The sequence below is a fragment of the Paenibacillus sp. MDMC362 genome, from assembly GCF_003269305.1.
Classification (GTDB): Bacteria; Bacillota; Bacilli; order Paenibacillales; family Paenibacillaceae; genus Paenibacillus_AQ.
The window spans coordinates 28090-45652 of sequence record NZ_QLYT01000028.1; the positions used below are offsets into that span (position 1 = coordinate 28090).

Sequence of the window (17563 nt, forward strand, 5' to 3'; positions counted from 1 at the left end):
TTGTTGTTTTTTTGAGCCTCTGCCATGATAATTTAGTATGTATTGCCAGGTTTACGGTAAACTTCTTAAGGAATCTATTCGTGACGAGTAAGCGATTCAAAGTCAGATTGCGGGGTGACGCCATGTTTGAACTGCTGATTACAATGACCGAGCGGATTGGAATTATTGTGACGATTGCATTTATCGTAACCCGGTTGAGGTTCTTCCGATCGATGATAAGTCAGGACAAGCTGACGTCAGCACAACAGATTCAGGCCGTATTAGTTTTCGGGATTTTAGGGATTATCGGGACGTATACCGGAATTACGGTGAATACCGAATCCCTTGAAGTCAACAAATGGATGATGCAAGTTTCCGGAGACGAAGCGATTGCGAATTCAAGAGTTGTCGGTGTTGTCATGGCCGGATTGTTCGGAGGCTACAGAATCGGGCTTGGTGCAGGACTGATTGCAGGGCTTCACCGTTTTACATTAGGTGGGTTTACGAGTTTGGCCTGTGGGCTCGCTACCATATTTGCAGGTCTTCTGGCCAGCCTGTTTCATAAAAAGAATGAGCAGGTTCGTTTCTCAGCTGCGCTTCTAATGGGGGCATTGGCAGAGTCCCTTCAGATGCTGATCATCCTGCTTTTGTCCAGACCATTCGAACAGGCGATGTCCTTGGTCGGTTATATTGGAGTTCCAATGATTGTAGCAAACGGAATCGGTTGTGCATTGTTTCTGCTCATTATCCGATCCGTATTGAATGAAGAGGAGAAGGTAGCGGCTCAGCAGGCTCAAGCTTCTCTTCGGATAGCCCGCAGAACCATTGGGTATATGCGTCAGGGGATGAATGCGCAATCCGCGGAAGCGGTATGTCAGATTCTTTATGAGGAAGTCAATGCCAGTGCGATTGCGATTACGAATGACCGGATGATTCTGGCCCATGTCGGAACGGGGGATGATCATCATGCGGCAGGTCGTCCGCTGCAGACGGAAGTGACGCGTCGGGTCATTGAACAAGGGGAGCAGCTGATCGCGGATCGGGCGCATATTCAGTGCCAGAAGCCGGATTGTCCGCTGGGGGCCGCTGTAATCGGACCTTTGAAACAGGGCGGTCAGACCGTGGGCACACTAAAGTTCTATTTTCGAAGTCCGAAGGACATTACCCACGTTACGACAGAATTGATGTCAGGTCTTACGATGCTGTTAAGCTACCAGCTGGAGGCCGCTCAATTGGAGGAAACCAAGGAACTTGCCAGAGAAGCTGAGATCAAGACGCTTCAAGCACAAATTCATCCGCACTTTTTGTTTAATGCATTAAACACGATACTCTCTCTAACACGGATCGATGCGGAGAAGGCAAGAAAGCTGCTGCGGAGTCTATCGGACTATATCCGCCAGAATTTGACCGCCGCAACCGCCGAGAAGGCCACGCTTCAGGATGAACTGCAGCATATACGATCTTATATGAGCATTGAACAAACCAGATTCGAGGATAAGCTGCAAATACAATATGAGGTAGAGGATTCCGCGCTGCAGGCGCTTGTACCGCCGCTGACCTTGCAGCCATTAATAGAGAACAGCATACGCCACGGTTTCAGGAACAAAACAGACGATTGTGTCATACATATCCGCATTCAGGGTGATCCGGCTAACGGTGTATTCGTTACGATCAAGGACAACGGAACGGGGATTACGCCGGAACGGCTTCGGTTATTGGGGCGCCAAATGCTCGATTCTTCATCGGGTACGGGAATGGCTGTGTATAACGTGAACAGAAGATTGGCTTTGATGTATGGGCCCCATGCATCATTAAACATCCAAAGTGATGAAGCGGTCGGGACTGAAATTCAATTCCAGATTCCCGCAGCCGCTAACGTATAACTCTACTCATGAAGGCAGGGATTTCTTACACATGATCGAACGCATTCGAACACTCATCGTGGATGATGAACGGTACAGCCGTGAAGAACTGATCTATTTACTGAAGCAGCATCCTACACTCGAGATCGTTGGAGAAGCGGATTCCGGGGAACAGGCGGTGTTAAAGACCATGCAGTTGAAGCCGGAAGCCGTATTTCTGGATATTGAAATGCCCTTAATGAACGGGCTTGAAACGGCTAGAGCCTTAAACGAGTTGAAGCTCCCTCCAAAAATCGTGTTTGCCACGGCGTACCCTCAATTCGGTGTAGAGGCCTTCCGGTTCGAAGCGCTGGACTATTTGTTAAAGCCTATAGACGAAGAAAGACTGGCGGAGACGGTAAGGCGCCTTGAGCAATCATTACGAAAGGAAGACCCGACAGCACCCGGTCATTCCAAATCATCGGGCAAGCTGTCGTTGGATGTGGATGGGGAAATTATGTTCATAGACCCGAAAGATATTATTTATATCTCACGGGAGGAGGCATACTCCAAGATCGTCACAGTCGATAAGCAATATCATGTTAAAACGCCACTCAAGGAGCTGGAAACGAAGCTTCGGCAGTATCCGTTCTTCCGGATTCATAAAAGCTATGTGGTACATCTTGATTATGTCAAAAGCCTGGTTCCTTGGTTTAACGGCGCATTCCAGCTTGAGCTGAAGGGGTGCAGCGACAAACTAGCCGTAAGCCGTAATTATGCCAAGGCATTTCGAGAGGCTTTGGAGCTTTAATTAATCGTGGACGTGTTAAGGATGTGACGCTCATGATGTGAATGAAGAGTGCATGAGAGCCCTTTAATGTGCATAATAACCTTAAATTTGAACATCTTAATGCGTCCAGACGACATGTTATTTCAAAATCGCCCTCTGATCTCGATAATTTCTTATAATCAATGTAAGCGATTTCAGTAAAAGGGGGCGAAGGCATGTATACCTTCATCATATCGATCATTCTGCTGGTTATTGGATATTTCACTTATGGAAAATACATTGAAAAAATGTTCGGAGTTAAAGAAGAACGGGCAACGCCTGCTTATGTCAATCAGGACGGCGTTGATTATCTGCCTATGAGCTCGAACAAAAACTCGCTGATTCAGCTCCTCAATATAGCCGGTGTGGGCCCCATCTTCGGACCCATTATGGGCGCGCTCTATGGACCGGTTGCTTTTATCTGGATTGTGCTGGGGTGTATTTTTGCCGGGGCTGTCCATGATTACCTGACGGGTATGATCTCCATCCGCAACCGCGGCGCGCATCTGCCGGAGCTTGCTGGAAAGTTTCTGGGCAAAGTGATGAAACATGTTGTGAACGCTTTCGCGATTCTGCTGCTGGTCTTGGTAGGTACCGTCTTTGTGACCTCACCGGCCAGCCTGCTTCACAATCTGATGAACGGCAAAGTCAGTTTGTGGATCATCACCCTGTTTATTTTCGGCTATTACATTCTGGCTACACTGCTGCCCATTGATAAAATCATTGGCCGCTTCTATCCGATATTCGGCGCACTGTTACTCATAGCATCTCTTGGTGTCGGCGGGATGCTGATTGTACAGCAGGTACCGATACCGGAATTGACACTAGCCAATTTGCATCCGGATCATATGCCGATTTTCCCGCTATTGTTTCTGACGATTACGTGCGGTGCCTTATCCGGATTCCATGCTACCCAGACACCGATTATTTCCCGGACTACACAGACCGAGAAGCAGGGACGTAAAATTTTCTATGGCATGATGATTGCCGAGGGGATTATAGCCATGGTATGGGCCGCAGCGGCGATGAGTTTGTTCCAGGGGTCCAACGGCTTGAACGAGCTTCTGGCAACCGGCGGAACGGGTCTTGTCGTAAGCGAGGTCGCGAAGGTGACGTTAGGTGCGGTTATAGGCACATTGGCTGTGCTGGGAGTGATCGTGCTGCCGATTACGTCGGGGGATACCGCATTCCGGAGCGCGCGCATGATCATTGCGGATTATATCAAGCTGCCACAATTCAGCATGAAGCGGCGCCTTATCATTGCCATTCCTTTGTTTGTCGTTTCCATTGCCTTAACCCAGATTGATTTCAACATTCTCTGGAGATACTTCTCCTGGGCCAATCAGGCCACAGCGGTTATTGCTTTGTTTGTCAGTGCGATGTATCTGTTCATTGCCCGTAAAAATTACTGGGTAGCGCTGATTCCGGGTGCGTTTATGCTCTACACAACGACGGTGTATATTCTGAACGCGGAGATCGGATTCAGGCAGTCCATGAATGTTTCTTATATCGTGGGTGCTGTCATCAGTGTCTTATTGGTCATCGTATTTTTTAAAGCGGCCCAAAAAGCGCGAGCAGCCGAAATGCCGCTGGAGGTTGATATCTCGGATTATCATAAAGTCGCATAACCAATGCTTGCATAAATCAGAACCGTCTTTGGAGATTATCCATGGACGGTTTCTTTATTCTCAATGAGATAGCGATGTAGCGGCATATCCAGCGGATCGGATATTTGTATAAATAATCGACAGGCTGTCACACATAAGATGAAAGAGTGAAGGGTTCATGTCTAGGGATGATGGGGAGGTGGCATGACTTGCTGTCGATGTTGCTCTTTATATTTGCCGTCTGTGCCGCGGTAGCCAGTGTCGACACCACCTGTGGGCTGAATGTGTTAGGCAGTCTGGAGGGCACGAAGGTCAGTAAATCCAAATATGCGCTGGTGTACATCGTTTCTTGTACCCTGGGCGGCGCTATGACCGGACTGGCGATCGGATTCATCAATTTTTTGCTGAAATTAACCCCTGTTGGTTTATATCAAAACTCTATTATTGTGGTGCTGTTTGCGATACTCCTGGGCTTGGAGCTCATTCATAAAACGGGGATTCTTCCATCCGGCAATTTCATCGTTCCCTCCGAATGGATCAAGCATGCAGGGTACCGTTCGGCAGCATTATGGGGCCAGATTCTGGGCTTGGGTTTCATCACATTGCAGGTGGGTGTCCTCTTTCACGCGTATATCCTGGTCTCCTTATTCGCGGCTCCATGGTGGCTTAGCTTGCTGGCAGGGGCAACGTTTGGAGTCGTTCGCGGCACCGTGTTCAGTCTCCCGCTGATCCGATCCATCGTGTACCGTATGCTTGAAAAAAGGGTGCGCAATCTCACGCTGCTCTCGGCCGTGCGGCAAACGGTCTCCATGCTGCTGATCATCGGTTCCATCATCTGGATCATCAGCTACTGAAGAGAAAGGAGCATATGGGGCCATGTACGATTTGCTTGCAATATCCGTTACGCTGCCCATGCTGTTGTCCGTGGTGAGCTTTGGCTGGAGCCGTGCATTCGGTGATCCGGATCGGTTCCCCGGAAGTGCCCGATTGCATGCGCTGCTCATCCTCCTGCAGATCTTGTCAGTAACCATGGTATATGGTTTTCCATCGCGGTACAGTTTCCTGGGCATTTCTTTACTTTATTTCATTCAGGGCGTGGGCGTCGCTTATTTCATCCGAACAAAAGGGAGGTTGGACTGCGGCTGTCTCGGGCCTCAGATCAGCTCTAAACTTGGATTTCCATTAATTGGGTTCAATCTGGCGATGGGACTCATGGGGTTGGCCTACAGCCATCCTGTCTGGTTTGCGCATCGCCACTCTTTTGCCGCAACCGGTCTGCTTATGGAGGGAATGCTGCTGCTGCTATCGCTTTTTATCATCATAGGAGTTCCGGATGGGCTGCATGCGATACGAATATACCGCGAGATTGCCGCAACTCATATTTCCAAAATAAAAAGGTTGTAAGGAGGCTGCGATGAACACCTTTTTCTGGATCTCATATACCATGCTGTGGATTCTGGTCGTACCTTTGGTCATTCTGAACCTGGTCCTGTTTCGGCAGTTGGGGATTATGGTGATGGGTACTGCGCGAGGCGTGAATCAGTCCGGTATTCCGGTCGGCCATAAAATCCCCGGGGCCACAACGACAACCCTGCGGGGTGCCGAGTGGTCCACAAGCGAGCTGATTGGCACGCCTTCCATCATGCTGTTTGGATCGCCAACCTGTAAGGAATGCGCCGATATTTTGCCGGATTTTAAGCGGATCACCAGGATGAATAACGTGAGACCGATCCTTTTGCTATTCTCGTCTGTAGATTTGGCATCGGAGTATGTCCGAAAAATAGGTTATGACGATGAGGTGCTGATCGTTAGTTCGGAGTTTGCGAATCATCTCGATGTGCAGGTCACCCCTTATGCCTACGCGGTGGATATGGACGGCGTCATCAGGCATAAGGGATTGGTCAACAGTCGGGAACAGCTTGAAGCGTACGCGAAAGCATCAAGGGCTTCATAAGATGAGGTGAGAATATGTGGCGGAAGCCGGAGAACAAGGACGAAGAGACGCAGGTGGTGATCAGCCGGGTTACCCGGAAGATGAATCGGAAGTCGCTGCTGAATAAATTAGCGCAAAAAACGGCCGAGACGCTTGCCAAAGTATTAGTCCGTCCCGATGATAACGATATCGTCAAAATTTCGTTTGCTGCGGGGCCCTGCCGGCCTCCGCATGGACAATATTGCTCAGGCTGCGGCGCAGATGCCTCTTGTCCGTCGGATTATATCATTTGCACCCCCAAGACGGTGATCGACGATTGTAAAGGTTTATGCCCTTATCCTTCCGGCTGGTGGTATACGAGTGATCCTGCGGGACAACGGGCCAAGTGTCAGGATTGCATCTCGCGTTATGTGCATCCGTATGTCGGAAGGAATTGGTGCTATCAGGGAGCACGGGTCTATGGGCGGTATGTGATCTGTGCATGCAGGTCAACGGAGTTGTATTGATAGAAAAGAGGGGAGTGCTTTAAGCAATTCATGATGAACTCACTGACTCCAACACATGATCGAGTCCGTTCCGGACAGCCGGCAGGTTGCCCCATAGCAAGAGCTGCATCAAGGCTTTCGCGGCTTGCTCCTTCGGTTGTACAAGCCGTCCACATGGATAACGAATGTGACAAAATTCATTTCAGTGGTTTCGTACATCGTTCATACTGGGGTTCCAAAGACTGTGCACATGGAGGAGGGAGCATGTTGTCCAGAATAAGACGCGGAGATATGATCCTGTTTGCCTTGATCCTGATCCTTGGCTCCTTCACGGGAATGCAGTGGTGGAAGCATAGCCATGCAGATTACCAGCAGGGAGAACTCAAGGCTTTGATTACGGTGAACGGCAAAGAATACGAGACTGTCCCGCTGACCGCGGACGAACGTATCATTGATATTAAAACCAAGTTTGGACACAACACGCTGAAAGTGTATAACTACGGGGTCCAGATGATATACTCGGATGCCCCGAAGCGAATTGCACTGGATATGGGATTTATCTCGGAACCCTACCAGCAGATCATCTGCGTACCGACTAGAGTCATGGTTGAGGTGTTAGTTCCCGATCGCGAACAGCGGGAGACAGAACTGGATGCTGTGGTAAGCTAAGTTCAGGGACAAGAGAGTATGACTATCATAAATTTTACTAGAACCGGGGGTAATGCCGGTTCTTTTTGTTATGTAGGACAATGGTGTGAATGTTAGGTTAGCGTAACTTTTTAGCTGAAAGAATAGTTATAATTAGAGAGGAAACGAAGTCAGATAACCGATAACCATCATTTTCTGATGAATAGATTCGAAGGAGGCTGTTACATGCTTTCCATTGTGAAGGGACCATACCTGCAAAACCCGACCGGGCACAGCATGACCGTGATGTGGGAAACGTCGCTCCCTGCAACTTCCAGGGTGGACGTCTTGCATGCTGAGAGAATACATAGCGGACATCAAGGAAACTACAAGCAGCCAGTTCACCTATTCGGTACTTTTGCCGATGGGTCTCCAACACGGATACACCAAATCAACGTGGAGGGCCTCGAGCCCGGAACCCCTTATTATTACAAGGTCTACTCCCAGCATGAATCGGATGAGATTGAGTCTGACTTTTATATGTTGAAGACGGCAGCAGGACAAGGTGAGCCATTCTCTTTTACGGTGACCAGTGAAACCGGAGGTTATAGCGGGTTCGATTCGTCGGGAGGACGTATTAATAGTAGAATTTTCAGCCGAATGAAGCAGTATCGACCCGATATCGCTTTGTTTGTAGGAGATGTCGTCCATGACGGAAAGAACGCTGAGGATTGGGACAAGTATTTCTTTGGACCAGGGCGTGATTTTTTTGTGGATACACCTTTTTACAGCTGCCTGGGAAATCATGAGGACAACGCGTCATGGTATTACGATCTGTTTGCATTTCCGGAACCGAAGAATTTCTACGCATTTTATTACGGAGACGTTCATTTCATCTGCCTGGACAGCACGGATTTGATCAGACAAGAAGATTATCCTCGCAGCTCCGGCGTGATGAGTCCGGGAAATGCGCAGTACGATTTCTTGGAACGTGAGCTCTCAACAAGTAGTGGTAGGTGGAAAGTAGTATATTTTCACTACCCGCCATATGTTTCAGGCGGATATCAAGTCGAGGATTTACGACAGCTTTCCACGGTCTTTGAACGGTATGGGGTGGATCTGGTTATCAACTCGCATACAATTGTATATGAGCGAAGCCACCCATTGACGAAAGGGACCGTGGATTATGACAATGGCATCGTGTACATCGTAGCAGGCGGCGCCGGAGCCATGCCGGGCTGGTTACTGCCCAAGAGGGAATGGCATACCTCGCAGTCCTTGGCGGTGCCTCATTTTCTGCAAGTCGTTGTAACGATGGACCGCTTGGAAGTGCGTGCCATCGATGATGAAGGGCGATTGTTTGATACGATGCGGATTCGAAAAAGCGCTGAGGGCAAGAGGGATTATACATAGAAGAGTTATGGTCGATTGGAGGTCTCCAGTCAGAGCAGCAAAGGTGGAGAGATTATGGGGATGATCGCATTGATATTGATTGTAGGTTTTTTATTCGTTGTGGTATATTTGCGGGCGATTTGGAACGTATTGCTGGACATTCGAAACGAGTTAAGAAAAGATAACGACAGAGGGGCATGATTAGATGATGAACGAGAAAAAAGACTACTCCCACGTATACTGGATCGGAGGTTCCCCATGTTCAGGCAAATCCACGATTGCCGAAATGATCACGAAAGATTACGGCTACACCTATTATCAATGTGACCTGTTCAACGAGAAGCATGTACACTCATGCAATCCGTCGGAGCATCCCACCATGTTCCGTTTGAAGGATATGAACTGGAATACATTATGGTCACGACCGGTTCAGCAGCAGATTGATGAGGAGCTGGAGTTTTATCGCGAGGAGTTTCCGATGATCGTGGATGATGTATCGGCTTTGCCGGCTTCACCCCCCGTCATTGTGGAGGGAGCAGCGCTTTTACCTGAAAAAGTAGCACAGCTGGTATCCAGCCCCCATCAGGCAATATGGATCATACCGGTTCCGGATTTCCAGAAGGAGCATTATGCGAAGCGCGAATGGATCCACGATATTCTGAATCAATGCGATGATCCCGATATCGCGTTTCAGAATTGGATGGGACGAGATATCGGCTTTGCGGCCTATGTGGCCAAGGACGCCATGAATCGTGGATTCAAGGTTATATTCGTGGACGGAAGCAGAAGCATTCAGGAGAACTATGAAGTGGTTAAGCGGCATTTTAATCTATGAAAATAACAGGGAATAAAATCAAAATTGCACTATTGGTTTGTTGGTGCTTGTTCTTCTGTCTCCCTTTGTGTATGTGCAGGCGAACAAATTGATCTACGCTAAAAAGGTGAATACCTACTTACTTGAAGAAGAACATTACAGCAAGGATGAGATTCAGTCGGTAATAAGCATCTGGGGAGTGAAGCTTCCGCCTTTTTATGTGGTTGTGGTCTTCAAAGACGAGCCTGATGTCGAATATATCTATTTTGCTCACAGTAACATTATGCAGTTTGAATACCGATTGACTCCGGAGGGAAAAGCTCGAGGAATTACTCGATCAAAGCTGAAGCATTATATTCCCAAGGAATGATAGGTTGTCATTGAATTTCAGTTTAAGTCTTTAAGGGGGAGCGTCGTATGTCCTTTACGTTACAAACCTCACGATTACAGCTAAAGACCATCGATCAGGATCGGGCAGCGGATGTGGTGGATTTTATCGTCAAGAACGATGAGCATTGGAAGGTATGGGAGCCCGCTCGAGAAGCTGAGTTCTATACCATCGATAAGCAGGCGGAGATTCTGGAAGCGGAGAGCCGAAGCATAGCAGACGGATCTCTGTTTAAAGTGTGGCTGCATAAAGATGATGAAATCATAGGTTCGATTGCGATCAGCAATATCGTTCGAGGCGTCTTTCAATCGGCCCATGTGGGATACAAGCTGGCACAGGCGCATACGGGAAAAGGGTATATGACCGAAGCGCTAAGGGCCGTCGTCGACTATTGCTTTGATACGATGGGGCTGCACCGCTTGGAAGCTAACATCATGCCAAGAAACAAAGCCTCGTTGAATGTAGTGAGACGATTAGGCTTCTACGAAGAAGGGCTAGCCATTAAATACCTGAAGATTAACGGCGTCTGGGAAGACCACCTACATATGGTAATCCGCAATGAACGCATGGAATAACGCATGAGAACGATATTTCTAGGGTGAATGGAGTTAGTGACGAAGGGATCCCTTATTGGGATGATCTCTATCTGGATGTTATTGTGCTTCCAGACGGAAGCCTCTTCATTCAAGACGAGGATGAGCTTGAGGAAGCCTTACGCCAAGGGCATATTGAGTTTCAAGATTATAAGCTGGCTAAAGAAACGGCGGCAAAGATCATTTTGGAAATCCGGTCGGGAGAAAACAAGGTGATCAACGATAGTATCAGGCACTTTTGGCAACTGATCAACCTCTAACCATCCACATCCCTGACGATCATGCTTGGAAACCTGTCCAGTTAACCGATGAACAAAAGGATGAAGTTAAAGCCCATGTTATGAAACACACCAAAGATCTGTGAGACTATTGTAATTGAAGCTACAAGGAGGCCTAACATGCTTCAAGTAGAAGTCAGGCGACCAAATCGCAACGATATAAAAGCCATAGAGCATTTTTTCAGGCTCGTAATTACCGATACTTTTGCCAAAGAAGGCTTGGCAGATTTACTGGAGGATATTGAACAGGAGATTGACAGCAAAAATAGATACTTGAACGCAGATTTTGAAACGAACGGAGAGCAGCGATATTTTCTCATCGGGCTGCTAGATAACAGCATTGTGAGCTGCATCGAGTATGGACCATCCAATGCATTGATCCGGGAAGCTACCGATGGGAAATTGCGTGATGTGGTTGAAATCGGAACGGTATTTGTTCATCCGGATTGCCAACAGCAAGGGATCGGAAATCTAATGTTAAATATCATGTATCTTACGCTTCTCAATAAAGGATTAACGGAATTTTGTTTGGATAGCGGATACTCTCGTGCACAGAAGATATGGAAGAAGAAGCTGGGTGAACCCGATTATGTCCTACAGGACCATTGGGGGAGTGGAGCAGATCATATGATATGGAAACGAAGACTCGCAGATGTTCCAGTTATATTCAGTTTATAAGGCGGTTAATTCCACTAATGAAATAATACATTTTTCTAATTGAATAAAAATCCATATTAACGTATATTTATTCCTAACATATTTGTAGGAGTGATTTACGTGCATAAGAGAATCGAGGAGCTTACCTTAAACGCTTGGCCAGCGCTCCAAACCTTGACACAACAGGGATGGCTGTTACGATTTGCAGATGGCTATACCAAGAGATCCAACTCAATTCAAGCTCTCTATACGGAGTCTTCGATCGACCTTCATAGCCAGATTGAACAATGTGAGCGTTTATATGTTAAGGCCGGACTTGACGTCGTATTTAAAATCACACCATTCAATCCGCAGGAACTCGATCCTATTTTAGAATCCAGGGGTTATACCCTATTGGATCCTACCAGTCTTCGAGTATTGGCACACCTGGATGATATGGAGTCCCCATCCCATAAGGAAGTTCAGATCGAAGACAAGCTGACCGATGAATGGCTGGATGTGCTTGCGGACTTAACCGGAATATCTGAGAAGAACAAGGCTGTAAAAAGAAAGCTGTTTAACTATTCCGTGATACAATATGGATTCTTCATCCTATATGATCGTACTGAACCTGTAGCATGCGGAATTGGTGCATTGGAGCAGGGCTATGTAGGAATATATGATCTGGTTACCGCTCCGGCCTGTCGAAATCGTGGGTACGGCAAACAGTTAATGTTACATATTCTGCATTGGGCCAAGAAACATGGGGCTACAAGCAGCTATTTACAGGTGGTACAAAATAATTTTGCCGCAAGCCGATTGTATGATCATCTTCAGTATAAAGAGATCTATTCCTATTGGTATAGGCACAAGCATATCGAAAGGTAAGCACATGCAACCATAATCATGGATGTTCATAAGTCTGCTGCTTACTTGAACAAAGGGTTACTCAATCTGAGGAACGGTTGTATAATCATGGAAGATGACTGAGCGGATGCCCCGACTTTAGATGATGTTATCTAAGTAGGGGTCTTTATAGCTTACGAACTCTTATTTGGCTGCAGATAAAGACATGAAGGTTACTTATTATGCGAAAAGTTGGTGTATCCATGTTTGATTTATCGTCGAAATATTATGACGTGATTTACAGCTTTAAGGATTATGAGCAGGAGGCGCAGCAGGTCCGGCAATATATTAGAAGACAGGGTAAGGATTACCGGACTGTACTCGACGTTGCCTGTGGAACCGCGGAACACGCCTTTTTCTTAAAGCAGCACTATACGATCGATGGTATCGATTTAAATCCGGAATTCGTCTCGATCGCGAGATCGAAAAATCCGGAGGGTCATTATTCGGTTGCCGACATGACCCGTTTTCGCTTGGACCGGAAATATGATGTGATCCTGTGTCTGTTCAGCTCCATCGGGTATGTGAAAACGCTGGATCTGTTGGTGCAGACCCTTACGCAGTTTAAGGAGCATTTGAACGAGGATGGGGTCATTCTGGTCGAGCCTTGGCTTACGCCCGATGTCTGGACAACCGGAAGAGTGGACACGATCGTGACCGAGCGTCGCGGGATCCATATGAGCAGGATGTCCCATTCGGACCGCGAAGGCGATATTTCGATCATGAAAATGGAGTATTTGTTTGGCAGCGAGCATGGAATCGAGCATTATACGGAGGAGCATCGCATGGGGCTCTTTACCGTGAAAGAGATGATCGAGGCATTCCAGGAAGCGGGCCTTCACGTAGAGCACGATGCGGAGGGTTTGATTGGAAGAGGCATGTATATTGCACGAAATGTGAAGTAAGGAGGACCTTGTATTATGTACATCCATAGGTCGCTGGCAGACGAGGATTTATCAACGATATGCAGCTTTCCTCAGACGCCGGAGGAGCTGTTTTATGTGAGTCCCAGATCGGAGTTCCCTTGGACGCCGGAGCAAGTCTTGAGTTTGCTGGAAAATCGATATGATCCCACGGTTATTGTTGAAGAATCTAGTGGGCAGGTAGTGGCTTACGCAAATTTTTATGAGGATATTGATCAATCTCTGTGGCTTGGCAATGTTATTGTTGCTCCGTCGCATAGGGGAATGGGAGCCGCGCAGAAGCTGTTACAGACGATGATGGATATAGCCAAAGAGAAATATGGAATGACTCGATTTGATCTTAGCTGCCATAATACCAATTCCAGAGGGCTTGTTTTTTATCATAAACTTGGTTTTGAGCCCTACGATGTCCGTATTACGACGTTAGATGATGATCGTAAGATGATTACCATTCAGATGAGGCTGGATTTGGTCTGACTGGATAAGTTGTACAGTCGGGGTCGTGGAGTGCAAGGGGAGCGCATTGGTTTGATGCTGTTCAGAATGCCAATTTGGCGTAAGCCTGATGGCATTTATACTCGGGCCGGTCAATTGATGTCATCGTCATGGGGGAACATAAGCGATACAATAGAGGAGGACTAATTTGAATCACAAGATAAAAATCGCTGCTCAAGAAATACCCTTTACAATTGAATGTGAGGACATCCTGCTCAGGGAATATATGGTGGAAGATGTTGATGCGATCTTTAAGATCACGCATGAACCGGAGATCAGACAGTTCCTGCCCGGTTGGGATGTACCCAGGGAACAGCGGCTTGAATGGTTAACCAACTATGAAATTGTGGAGAATCGGCAGTTCTTGCAGGCTGTTCAAAACGGCGGGGATGTGGGACAGCTTCGTCTGCGACTAGCCATGGTCTTGAAAGAAACAGACGAATGTATCGGCTGGTGCAATACAGGTCCTAAAGAGGAGCTGCCCCAGCCCAATCGAGAAATTATGTACGGAATCTCGAATCAGCATTACAATAAGGGATATACTACCCAAGCTGTAAGGGCATTAATCCAGTTTTTGTTCCAAAATACAAGCGAGCGCGAGCTGAGTGCATTAGCCGTTCTTCATAATCATGCCTCCAATAAAGTGATCCAAAAATGCGGGTTTAAGTATGTGGGCGAAATTGAGCTTGAGCAGGAGCGGCATCATCTCTATAAACTCCGAAGAGAGAGTTAAGGAGGTATTATGAAACAGCTGGCTTTGGGTGCAGGAATTTTCATTTTGGAAAGATTCGGGAATTAAATCAACAATCCAGATTGGAATAAGTAAGCAGCATGTAAGGAGGGCAGCTGTGCGTTACAACGTTATTTTATTTGATGCCGATGAAACCTTATACGACTATGCCAAGTCGGAGGCTTTTGCGTTATCCGGCGTATTTGGAGAAATTGGTCAGGAGTGCACGGATGCCATCGTAGACAGCTACAGACGCATTAATCAGCAGTTGTGGAGTGATTTTGAGCAGGGGAAGGTTACACAGCGTGAATTGCGTACAGCCAGATTTGAGCGTTTGTTGGCAGAACACGGCATTACGTGTGCCTTGGATGCCGATGCCTTTAGCGATGTTTACATAAAATATTTAGGGCAAGGCTCCTTCCTAATGGAAGGGGCAGAGGAGCTGTGCAGACAACTGACCGAGCGCGGTCAACGAATGGCGATCATCACGAACGGAATTAAGGAAGTGCAGTTTAACCGAATCAGCCGGTCGCGGTTATGCGATTCCTTTGAATGCATCATTGTTTCGGAGGATGCTGGATCTCAAAAGCCTCACGAAGGCATATTCGATTATGCCTTCGATAAGTTGAACCATCCCGACAAGAGCGAGGTTCTTATTGTTGGTGATTCATTAACTTCCGATATACAAGGAGGTATTCGTTACGGGATCGATACCTGCTGGTATAACCCGCTGCGCAAGGCAAACCCGACAGCCATTCAACCGAAGTATGAGATTCATACCCTTATGGAGCTGCACGATATCATTTCATTTGCGTGATCTTTTTGTATCCTGCACCCGCTGCGGCTTCGTCGAAGTATTCGATCCCGATGTCCTCAGAGGCCATAAATCCGGAGTGCTGGGAACGGTACTCGATATAATCTGGCGTTAACTAAAAACATTTCATCAAAGGAGTTTGAACATGATACAGGCATTTATTTTTGACATGGATGGGGTCATTATTGACAGTGAACCGCTTCACTTTGAAGTCGATATTCAGGTGATGAACTACTACGGATCGGCGATAACCCACGAACAGCTGGAGCAGTATGTAGGTATGACCAATCCGGAGATGTGGGCAGCCATTAAAAATGAACATCAGCTTACCCAATCCGTCTCGGAAATCATTGAGTACCAATTGTCCAATAAAATTGAAATGCTTACCTCGCGGGAAATGGAGCCTATTGATGGCATACGGGAGCTCCTTGCGGAGCTTAAAGCACGAAACATACCGGCGGCTATTGCATCTTCATCACCGCCTGTATTTATTTCGGCCGTTTTGCGTAAGTTTGATCTCCTGGATCATTTTAAATGCGTTGTGAGCGGTGAAGAAGTGGAGAAGGGAAAACCGGCGCCGGATGTATATCTGAAGGCGGCTGAATTGCTCGGTGTGGATCCGGAGCATTGCATGGTGCTTGAGGATGCAAGGCACGGCGTTGCTGCGGCGAAGGCGGCTGGCATGAAATGCATCGGCTTTGTGAACCCGAATTCGGGGAATCAGGACTTATCGCAGGCCGATCATGTGGTGAACTCGGTCCGAGAGGTCGCGCAAATTTGTCAATTTGAATAGTTCATGATCTTAGATTTTGGCAGCCTGGCCGCACATTGCGGCTAAGCTGTTTTTTTGTTTTTGGTCCAAATGGTTATAAACTCAACTTATTGATCATAAAACTCGTTTATACTATATCTACTATATTATATCTACTATTAGTATCTAGACCTAAGTCTAGGTTCATTATCGTCTGAAGACGGAAGTCATCCTTCTCCAATCATGATATCCTTTCATTAACATGATTTCGGAGAGGAATGTGAACGCATGATTTCGATTTTAAATGTAACCAACGATATCGCACAGCATACGGGCTGCCATGCAGGAAGCCTAGCAGAGGAGACAAGGCCTGATGGATTTTTTACGTAATTTAGGCGATATCGGATTATTTATTCATGCTATGATCGATGCGATTATTTTTCCGATTCCGGCTCTTTTCTCACAATTGTCTTTAAGTGCATTGAGTCCAGACCGTGCGATCTGGCTTGCCACGATCGGATTTGTCGGCTGCCTGATCGGAACGCCGATTGGTTATGGAATCGGCAAGGTTTCCGGAAATTTGGTCTTAACCAAGATCATGAAGAAAAAATGGTACGATTCGGCCACCACATTGTTCACCAAGCATGGGGAAGCCGCTATTCTTGTCGGTGCGTTTACGCCGATTCCGTTCAAAATCTTCACCATCCTCTCCGGCTGTATGAGTTATCCTTTATGGAAACTACTCAGTTACGCAGCCCTCGGGCGTGCCGTGAAGTTCTATACCGTAGGTATCCTGTTCTACGTGTACGGGCGTGCTGCAGAGCATATGGTGGACGGCGTACTTACGATCATTCTACTGTCTGTAGGTGCTCTCATAGGAGGGATCTGGCTGACGGTGCGTCTTATCAAGAACCGCAAGAAGAAACGTGCGGAGGTCCCTGTTGTGCAGGGTCCAAAAGATTCAATGGATGTAACGGCAGGTGAAGAGTAATGATAGAGCGATTGCGAAGATTCGATCATCGGGTATTCGTCTGGTGTAACCAGACCATCAGCAACAGAGCTTTTGATCGGTTGTTCGGAGGTATCACCCATCTCGGTGGAGCCACCTTCACGATTCTGAGTGCACTGCTCATCGCCTGGGCAGCGTTTGAAGCATGGGACATAACGGCATATCAGAGTGCCATTGCTTTAACCGTTAGCCATCTGATTGTTGTCCTCATCAAGAAGATCGTCAGAAGAGATCGCCCATTCCGGGTTCTGGAGCAGGTGAAGATCGGAAATTTCCCATTGAAGGACTATTCCTTCCCGTCAGGACATACCACAGCGATCTTTGCCGTCATTACGCCACTCCTGTTTCTGGTATCACCGCTGCCAACGATACTGCTGCTTATCCTGGCTGTGCTGGTCGGTCTATCCCGTATTTATTGGGGATATCATTACCCGACGGATTGTCTGGCAGGCAGTCTGATTGGATTGGGTTCAGGATGGCTGGTCGTTTACCTGATGCATGTCATTGGAATCACATAACGTTAGATAAGGAGT

Annotated in this window: 23 protein-coding genes; all 23 read left to right on the forward strand. The window is 47.3% G+C overall.

Annotation, left to right across the window (positions count from 1 at the left end; genetic code table 11):
* The first annotated feature begins 122 nt into the window (after window positions 1-122).
* The 23 genes from DP091_RS14745 (at window position 123) to DP091_RS14855 (ending at window position 17548) form a co-directional block, all read left to right on the forward strand.
* The gene (locus DP091_RS14745) at window positions 123-1862 is read left to right on the forward strand and encodes a sensor histidine kinase (RefSeq protein WP_113059008.1); all 1740 of its coding nucleotides are present in this window, start codon (window positions 123-125) and stop codon (window positions 1860-1862) included.
* Window positions 1863-1893: 31 nt separating this feature from the next.
* A complete protein-coding gene (locus tag DP091_RS14750; RefSeq protein WP_113059009.1) occupies window positions 1894-2631 on the forward strand; it encodes a LytR/AlgR family response regulator transcription factor in 738 nt (245 codons plus the stop codon).
* Between the two features lie 194 nt (window positions 2632-2825).
* Window positions 2826-4277, forward strand: a complete 1452-nt coding sequence (locus DP091_RS14755) for a carbon starvation CstA family protein (RefSeq protein WP_113059010.1) — start codon at window positions 2826-2828, stop codon at window positions 4275-4277.
* A 197-nt stretch (window positions 4278-4474) separates the two neighbouring features.
* Window positions 4475-5110 (forward strand): hypothetical protein, encoded by a 636-nt coding sequence (locus DP091_RS14760; protein WP_258394530.1) that lies wholly within the window; start codon window positions 4475-4477, stop codon window positions 5108-5110.
* A 22-nt stretch (window positions 5111-5132) separates the two neighbouring features.
* Window positions 5133-5660, forward strand: a complete 528-nt coding sequence (locus tag DP091_RS14765) for a MauE/DoxX family redox-associated membrane protein (RefSeq protein ID WP_113059012.1) — start codon at window positions 5133-5135, stop codon at window positions 5658-5660.
* 10 nt (window positions 5661-5670) lie between these two features.
* Window positions 5671-6210, forward strand: a complete 540-nt coding sequence (locus DP091_RS14770) for a thioredoxin domain-containing protein (protein WP_113059013.1) — start codon at window positions 5671-5673, stop codon at window positions 6208-6210.
* Between the two features lie 14 nt (window positions 6211-6224).
* Complete coding sequence (locus tag DP091_RS14775) at window positions 6225-6695, forward strand: hypothetical protein (protein WP_113059014.1); 471 nt, start codon at window positions 6225-6227, stop codon at window positions 6693-6695.
* Between the two features lie 243 nt (window positions 6696-6938).
* Window positions 6939-7343 (forward strand): NusG domain II-containing protein, encoded by a 405-nt coding sequence (locus DP091_RS14780; RefSeq protein ID WP_258394523.1) that lies wholly within the window; start codon window positions 6939-6941, stop codon window positions 7341-7343.
* A 204-nt stretch (window positions 7344-7547) separates the two neighbouring features.
* Window positions 7548-8714, forward strand: a complete 1167-nt coding sequence (locus tag DP091_RS14785; protein ID WP_113059015.1) for a purple acid phosphatase family protein — start codon at window positions 7548-7550, stop codon at window positions 8712-8714.
* Between the two features lie 54 nt (window positions 8715-8768).
* Window positions 8769-8894 carry a hypothetical protein gene (locus DP091_RS31900; RefSeq protein ID WP_258394524.1) on the forward strand — a complete coding sequence of 42 codons (126 nt, stop codon included), beginning with the start codon at window positions 8769-8771 and terminating at the stop codon, window positions 8892-8894.
* A gap of 4 nt (window positions 8895-8898) precedes the next feature.
* On the forward strand, window positions 8899-9528 hold the full coding sequence (locus tag DP091_RS14790) for a hypothetical protein (protein ID WP_113059016.1): 630 nt from the start codon (window positions 8899-8901) through the stop codon (window positions 9526-9528).
* 88 nt (window positions 9529-9616) lie between these two features.
* Window positions 9617-9877 carry a DUF3139 domain-containing protein gene (locus DP091_RS14795; RefSeq protein ID WP_258394525.1) on the forward strand — a complete coding sequence of 87 codons (261 nt, stop codon included), beginning with the start codon at window positions 9617-9619 and terminating at the stop codon, window positions 9875-9877.
* Between the two features lie 47 nt (window positions 9878-9924).
* Complete coding sequence (locus tag DP091_RS14800; RefSeq protein ID WP_113059018.1) at window positions 9925-10470, forward strand: GNAT family N-acetyltransferase; 546 nt, start codon at window positions 9925-9927, stop codon at window positions 10468-10470.
* A gap of 23 nt (window positions 10471-10493) precedes the next feature.
* Complete coding sequence (locus tag DP091_RS14805) at window positions 10494-10748, forward strand: DUF402 domain-containing protein (protein ID WP_181469813.1); 255 nt, start codon at window positions 10494-10496, stop codon at window positions 10746-10748.
* 138 nt (window positions 10749-10886) lie between these two features.
* Window positions 10887-11444 (forward strand): GNAT family N-acetyltransferase, encoded by a 558-nt coding sequence (locus DP091_RS14810; protein ID WP_113059020.1) that lies wholly within the window; start codon window positions 10887-10889, stop codon window positions 11442-11444.
* Between the two features lie 99 nt (window positions 11445-11543).
* A complete protein-coding gene (locus tag DP091_RS14815) occupies window positions 11544-12290 on the forward strand; it encodes a GNAT family N-acetyltransferase (RefSeq protein ID WP_113059021.1) in 747 nt (248 codons plus the stop codon).
* Window positions 12291-12490: 200 nt separating this feature from the next.
* Window positions 12491-13213 carry a class I SAM-dependent DNA methyltransferase gene (locus DP091_RS14820; protein WP_113059022.1) on the forward strand — a complete coding sequence of 241 codons (723 nt, stop codon included), beginning with the start codon at window positions 12491-12493 and terminating at the stop codon, window positions 13211-13213.
* Between the two features lie 15 nt (window positions 13214-13228).
* Complete coding sequence (locus DP091_RS14825) at window positions 13229-13708, forward strand: GNAT family N-acetyltransferase (protein WP_113059023.1); 480 nt, start codon at window positions 13229-13231, stop codon at window positions 13706-13708.
* A 166-nt stretch (window positions 13709-13874) separates the two neighbouring features.
* On the forward strand, window positions 13875-14459 hold the full coding sequence (locus tag DP091_RS14830; RefSeq protein WP_258394526.1) for a GNAT family N-acetyltransferase: 585 nt from the start codon (window positions 13875-13877) through the stop codon (window positions 14457-14459).
* A 115-nt stretch (window positions 14460-14574) separates the two neighbouring features.
* Complete coding sequence (locus DP091_RS14835) at window positions 14575-15273, forward strand: YjjG family noncanonical pyrimidine nucleotidase (protein WP_113059024.1); 699 nt, start codon at window positions 14575-14577, stop codon at window positions 15271-15273.
* A gap of 142 nt (window positions 15274-15415) precedes the next feature.
* Entirely contained in the window at window positions 15416-16063 is a 648-nt protein-coding gene (locus DP091_RS14845; RefSeq protein ID WP_113059025.1) for an HAD family hydrolase, read from the forward strand.
* Window positions 16064-16394: 331 nt separating this feature from the next.
* Window positions 16395-17012 carry a YqaA family protein gene (locus DP091_RS14850; protein WP_113059026.1) on the forward strand — a complete coding sequence of 206 codons (618 nt, stop codon included), beginning with the start codon at window positions 16395-16397 and terminating at the stop codon, window positions 17010-17012.
* Window positions 17012-17548, forward strand: a complete 537-nt coding sequence (locus tag DP091_RS14855; RefSeq protein ID WP_071218639.1) for a phosphatase PAP2 family protein — start codon at window positions 17012-17014, stop codon at window positions 17546-17548. The genes DP091_RS14850 and DP091_RS14855 overlap by 1 nt, the downstream gene beginning before the upstream one ends.
* Window positions 17549-17563: the final 15 nt, after the last annotated feature.

Excerpts from the sequence above, each read along its gene's own strand:
- DP091_RS14780 (WP_258394523.1), top strand. The coding sequence starts at position 6,939 with ATGTTGTCCAGAATAAGACGCGGAGATATGATCCTGTTTGCCTTGATC.
- DP091_RS14845 (WP_113059025.1), top strand. The coding sequence starts at position 15,416 with ATGATACAGGCATTTATTTTTGACATGGATGGGGTCATTATTGACAGT.
- DP091_RS14750 (WP_113059009.1), top strand. The coding sequence starts at position 1,894 with ATGATCGAACGCATTCGAACACTCATCGTGGATGATGAACGGTACAGC.
- DP091_RS14775 (WP_113059014.1), top strand. The coding sequence starts at position 6,225 with ATGTGGCGGAAGCCGGAGAACAAGGACGAAGAGACGCAGGTGGTGATC.
- DP091_RS14785 (WP_113059015.1), top strand. The coding sequence starts at position 7,548 with ATGCTTTCCATTGTGAAGGGACCATACCTGCAAAACCCGACCGGGCAC.
- DP091_RS14800 (WP_113059018.1), top strand. The coding sequence starts at position 9,925 with ATGTCCTTTACGTTACAAACCTCACGATTACAGCTAAAGACCATCGAT.
- DP091_RS31900 (WP_258394524.1), top strand. The coding sequence starts at position 8,769 with ATGGGGATGATCGCATTGATATTGATTGTAGGTTTTTTATTCGTTGTG.
- DP091_RS14820 (WP_113059022.1), top strand. The coding sequence starts at position 12,491 with ATGCGAAAAGTTGGTGTATCCATGTTTGATTTATCGTCGAAATATTAT.
- DP091_RS14790 (WP_113059016.1), top strand. The coding sequence starts at position 8,899 with ATGATGAACGAGAAAAAAGACTACTCCCACGTATACTGGATCGGAGGT.
- DP091_RS14850 (WP_113059026.1), top strand. The coding sequence starts at position 16,395 with ATGGATTTTTTACGTAATTTAGGCGATATCGGATTATTTATTCATGCT.
- DP091_RS14755 (WP_113059010.1), top strand. The coding sequence starts at position 2,826 with ATGTATACCTTCATCATATCGATCATTCTGCTGGTTATTGGATATTTC.
- DP091_RS14765 (WP_113059012.1), top strand. The coding sequence starts at position 5,133 with ATGTACGATTTGCTTGCAATATCCGTTACGCTGCCCATGCTGTTGTCC.
- DP091_RS14810 (WP_113059020.1), top strand. The coding sequence starts at position 10,887 with ATGCTTCAAGTAGAAGTCAGGCGACCAAATCGCAACGATATAAAAGCC.
- DP091_RS14855 (WP_071218639.1), top strand. The coding sequence starts at position 17,012 with ATGATAGAGCGATTGCGAAGATTCGATCATCGGGTATTCGTCTGGTGT.
- DP091_RS14770 (WP_113059013.1), top strand. The coding sequence starts at position 5,671 with ATGAACACCTTTTTCTGGATCTCATATACCATGCTGTGGATTCTGGTC.
- DP091_RS14825 (WP_113059023.1), top strand. The coding sequence starts at position 13,229 with ATGTACATCCATAGGTCGCTGGCAGACGAGGATTTATCAACGATATGC.
- DP091_RS14745 (WP_113059008.1), top strand. The coding sequence starts at position 123 with ATGTTTGAACTGCTGATTACAATGACCGAGCGGATTGGAATTATTGTG.
- DP091_RS14760 (WP_258394530.1), top strand. The coding sequence starts at position 4,475 with ATGTTGCTCTTTATATTTGCCGTCTGTGCCGCGGTAGCCAGTGTCGAC.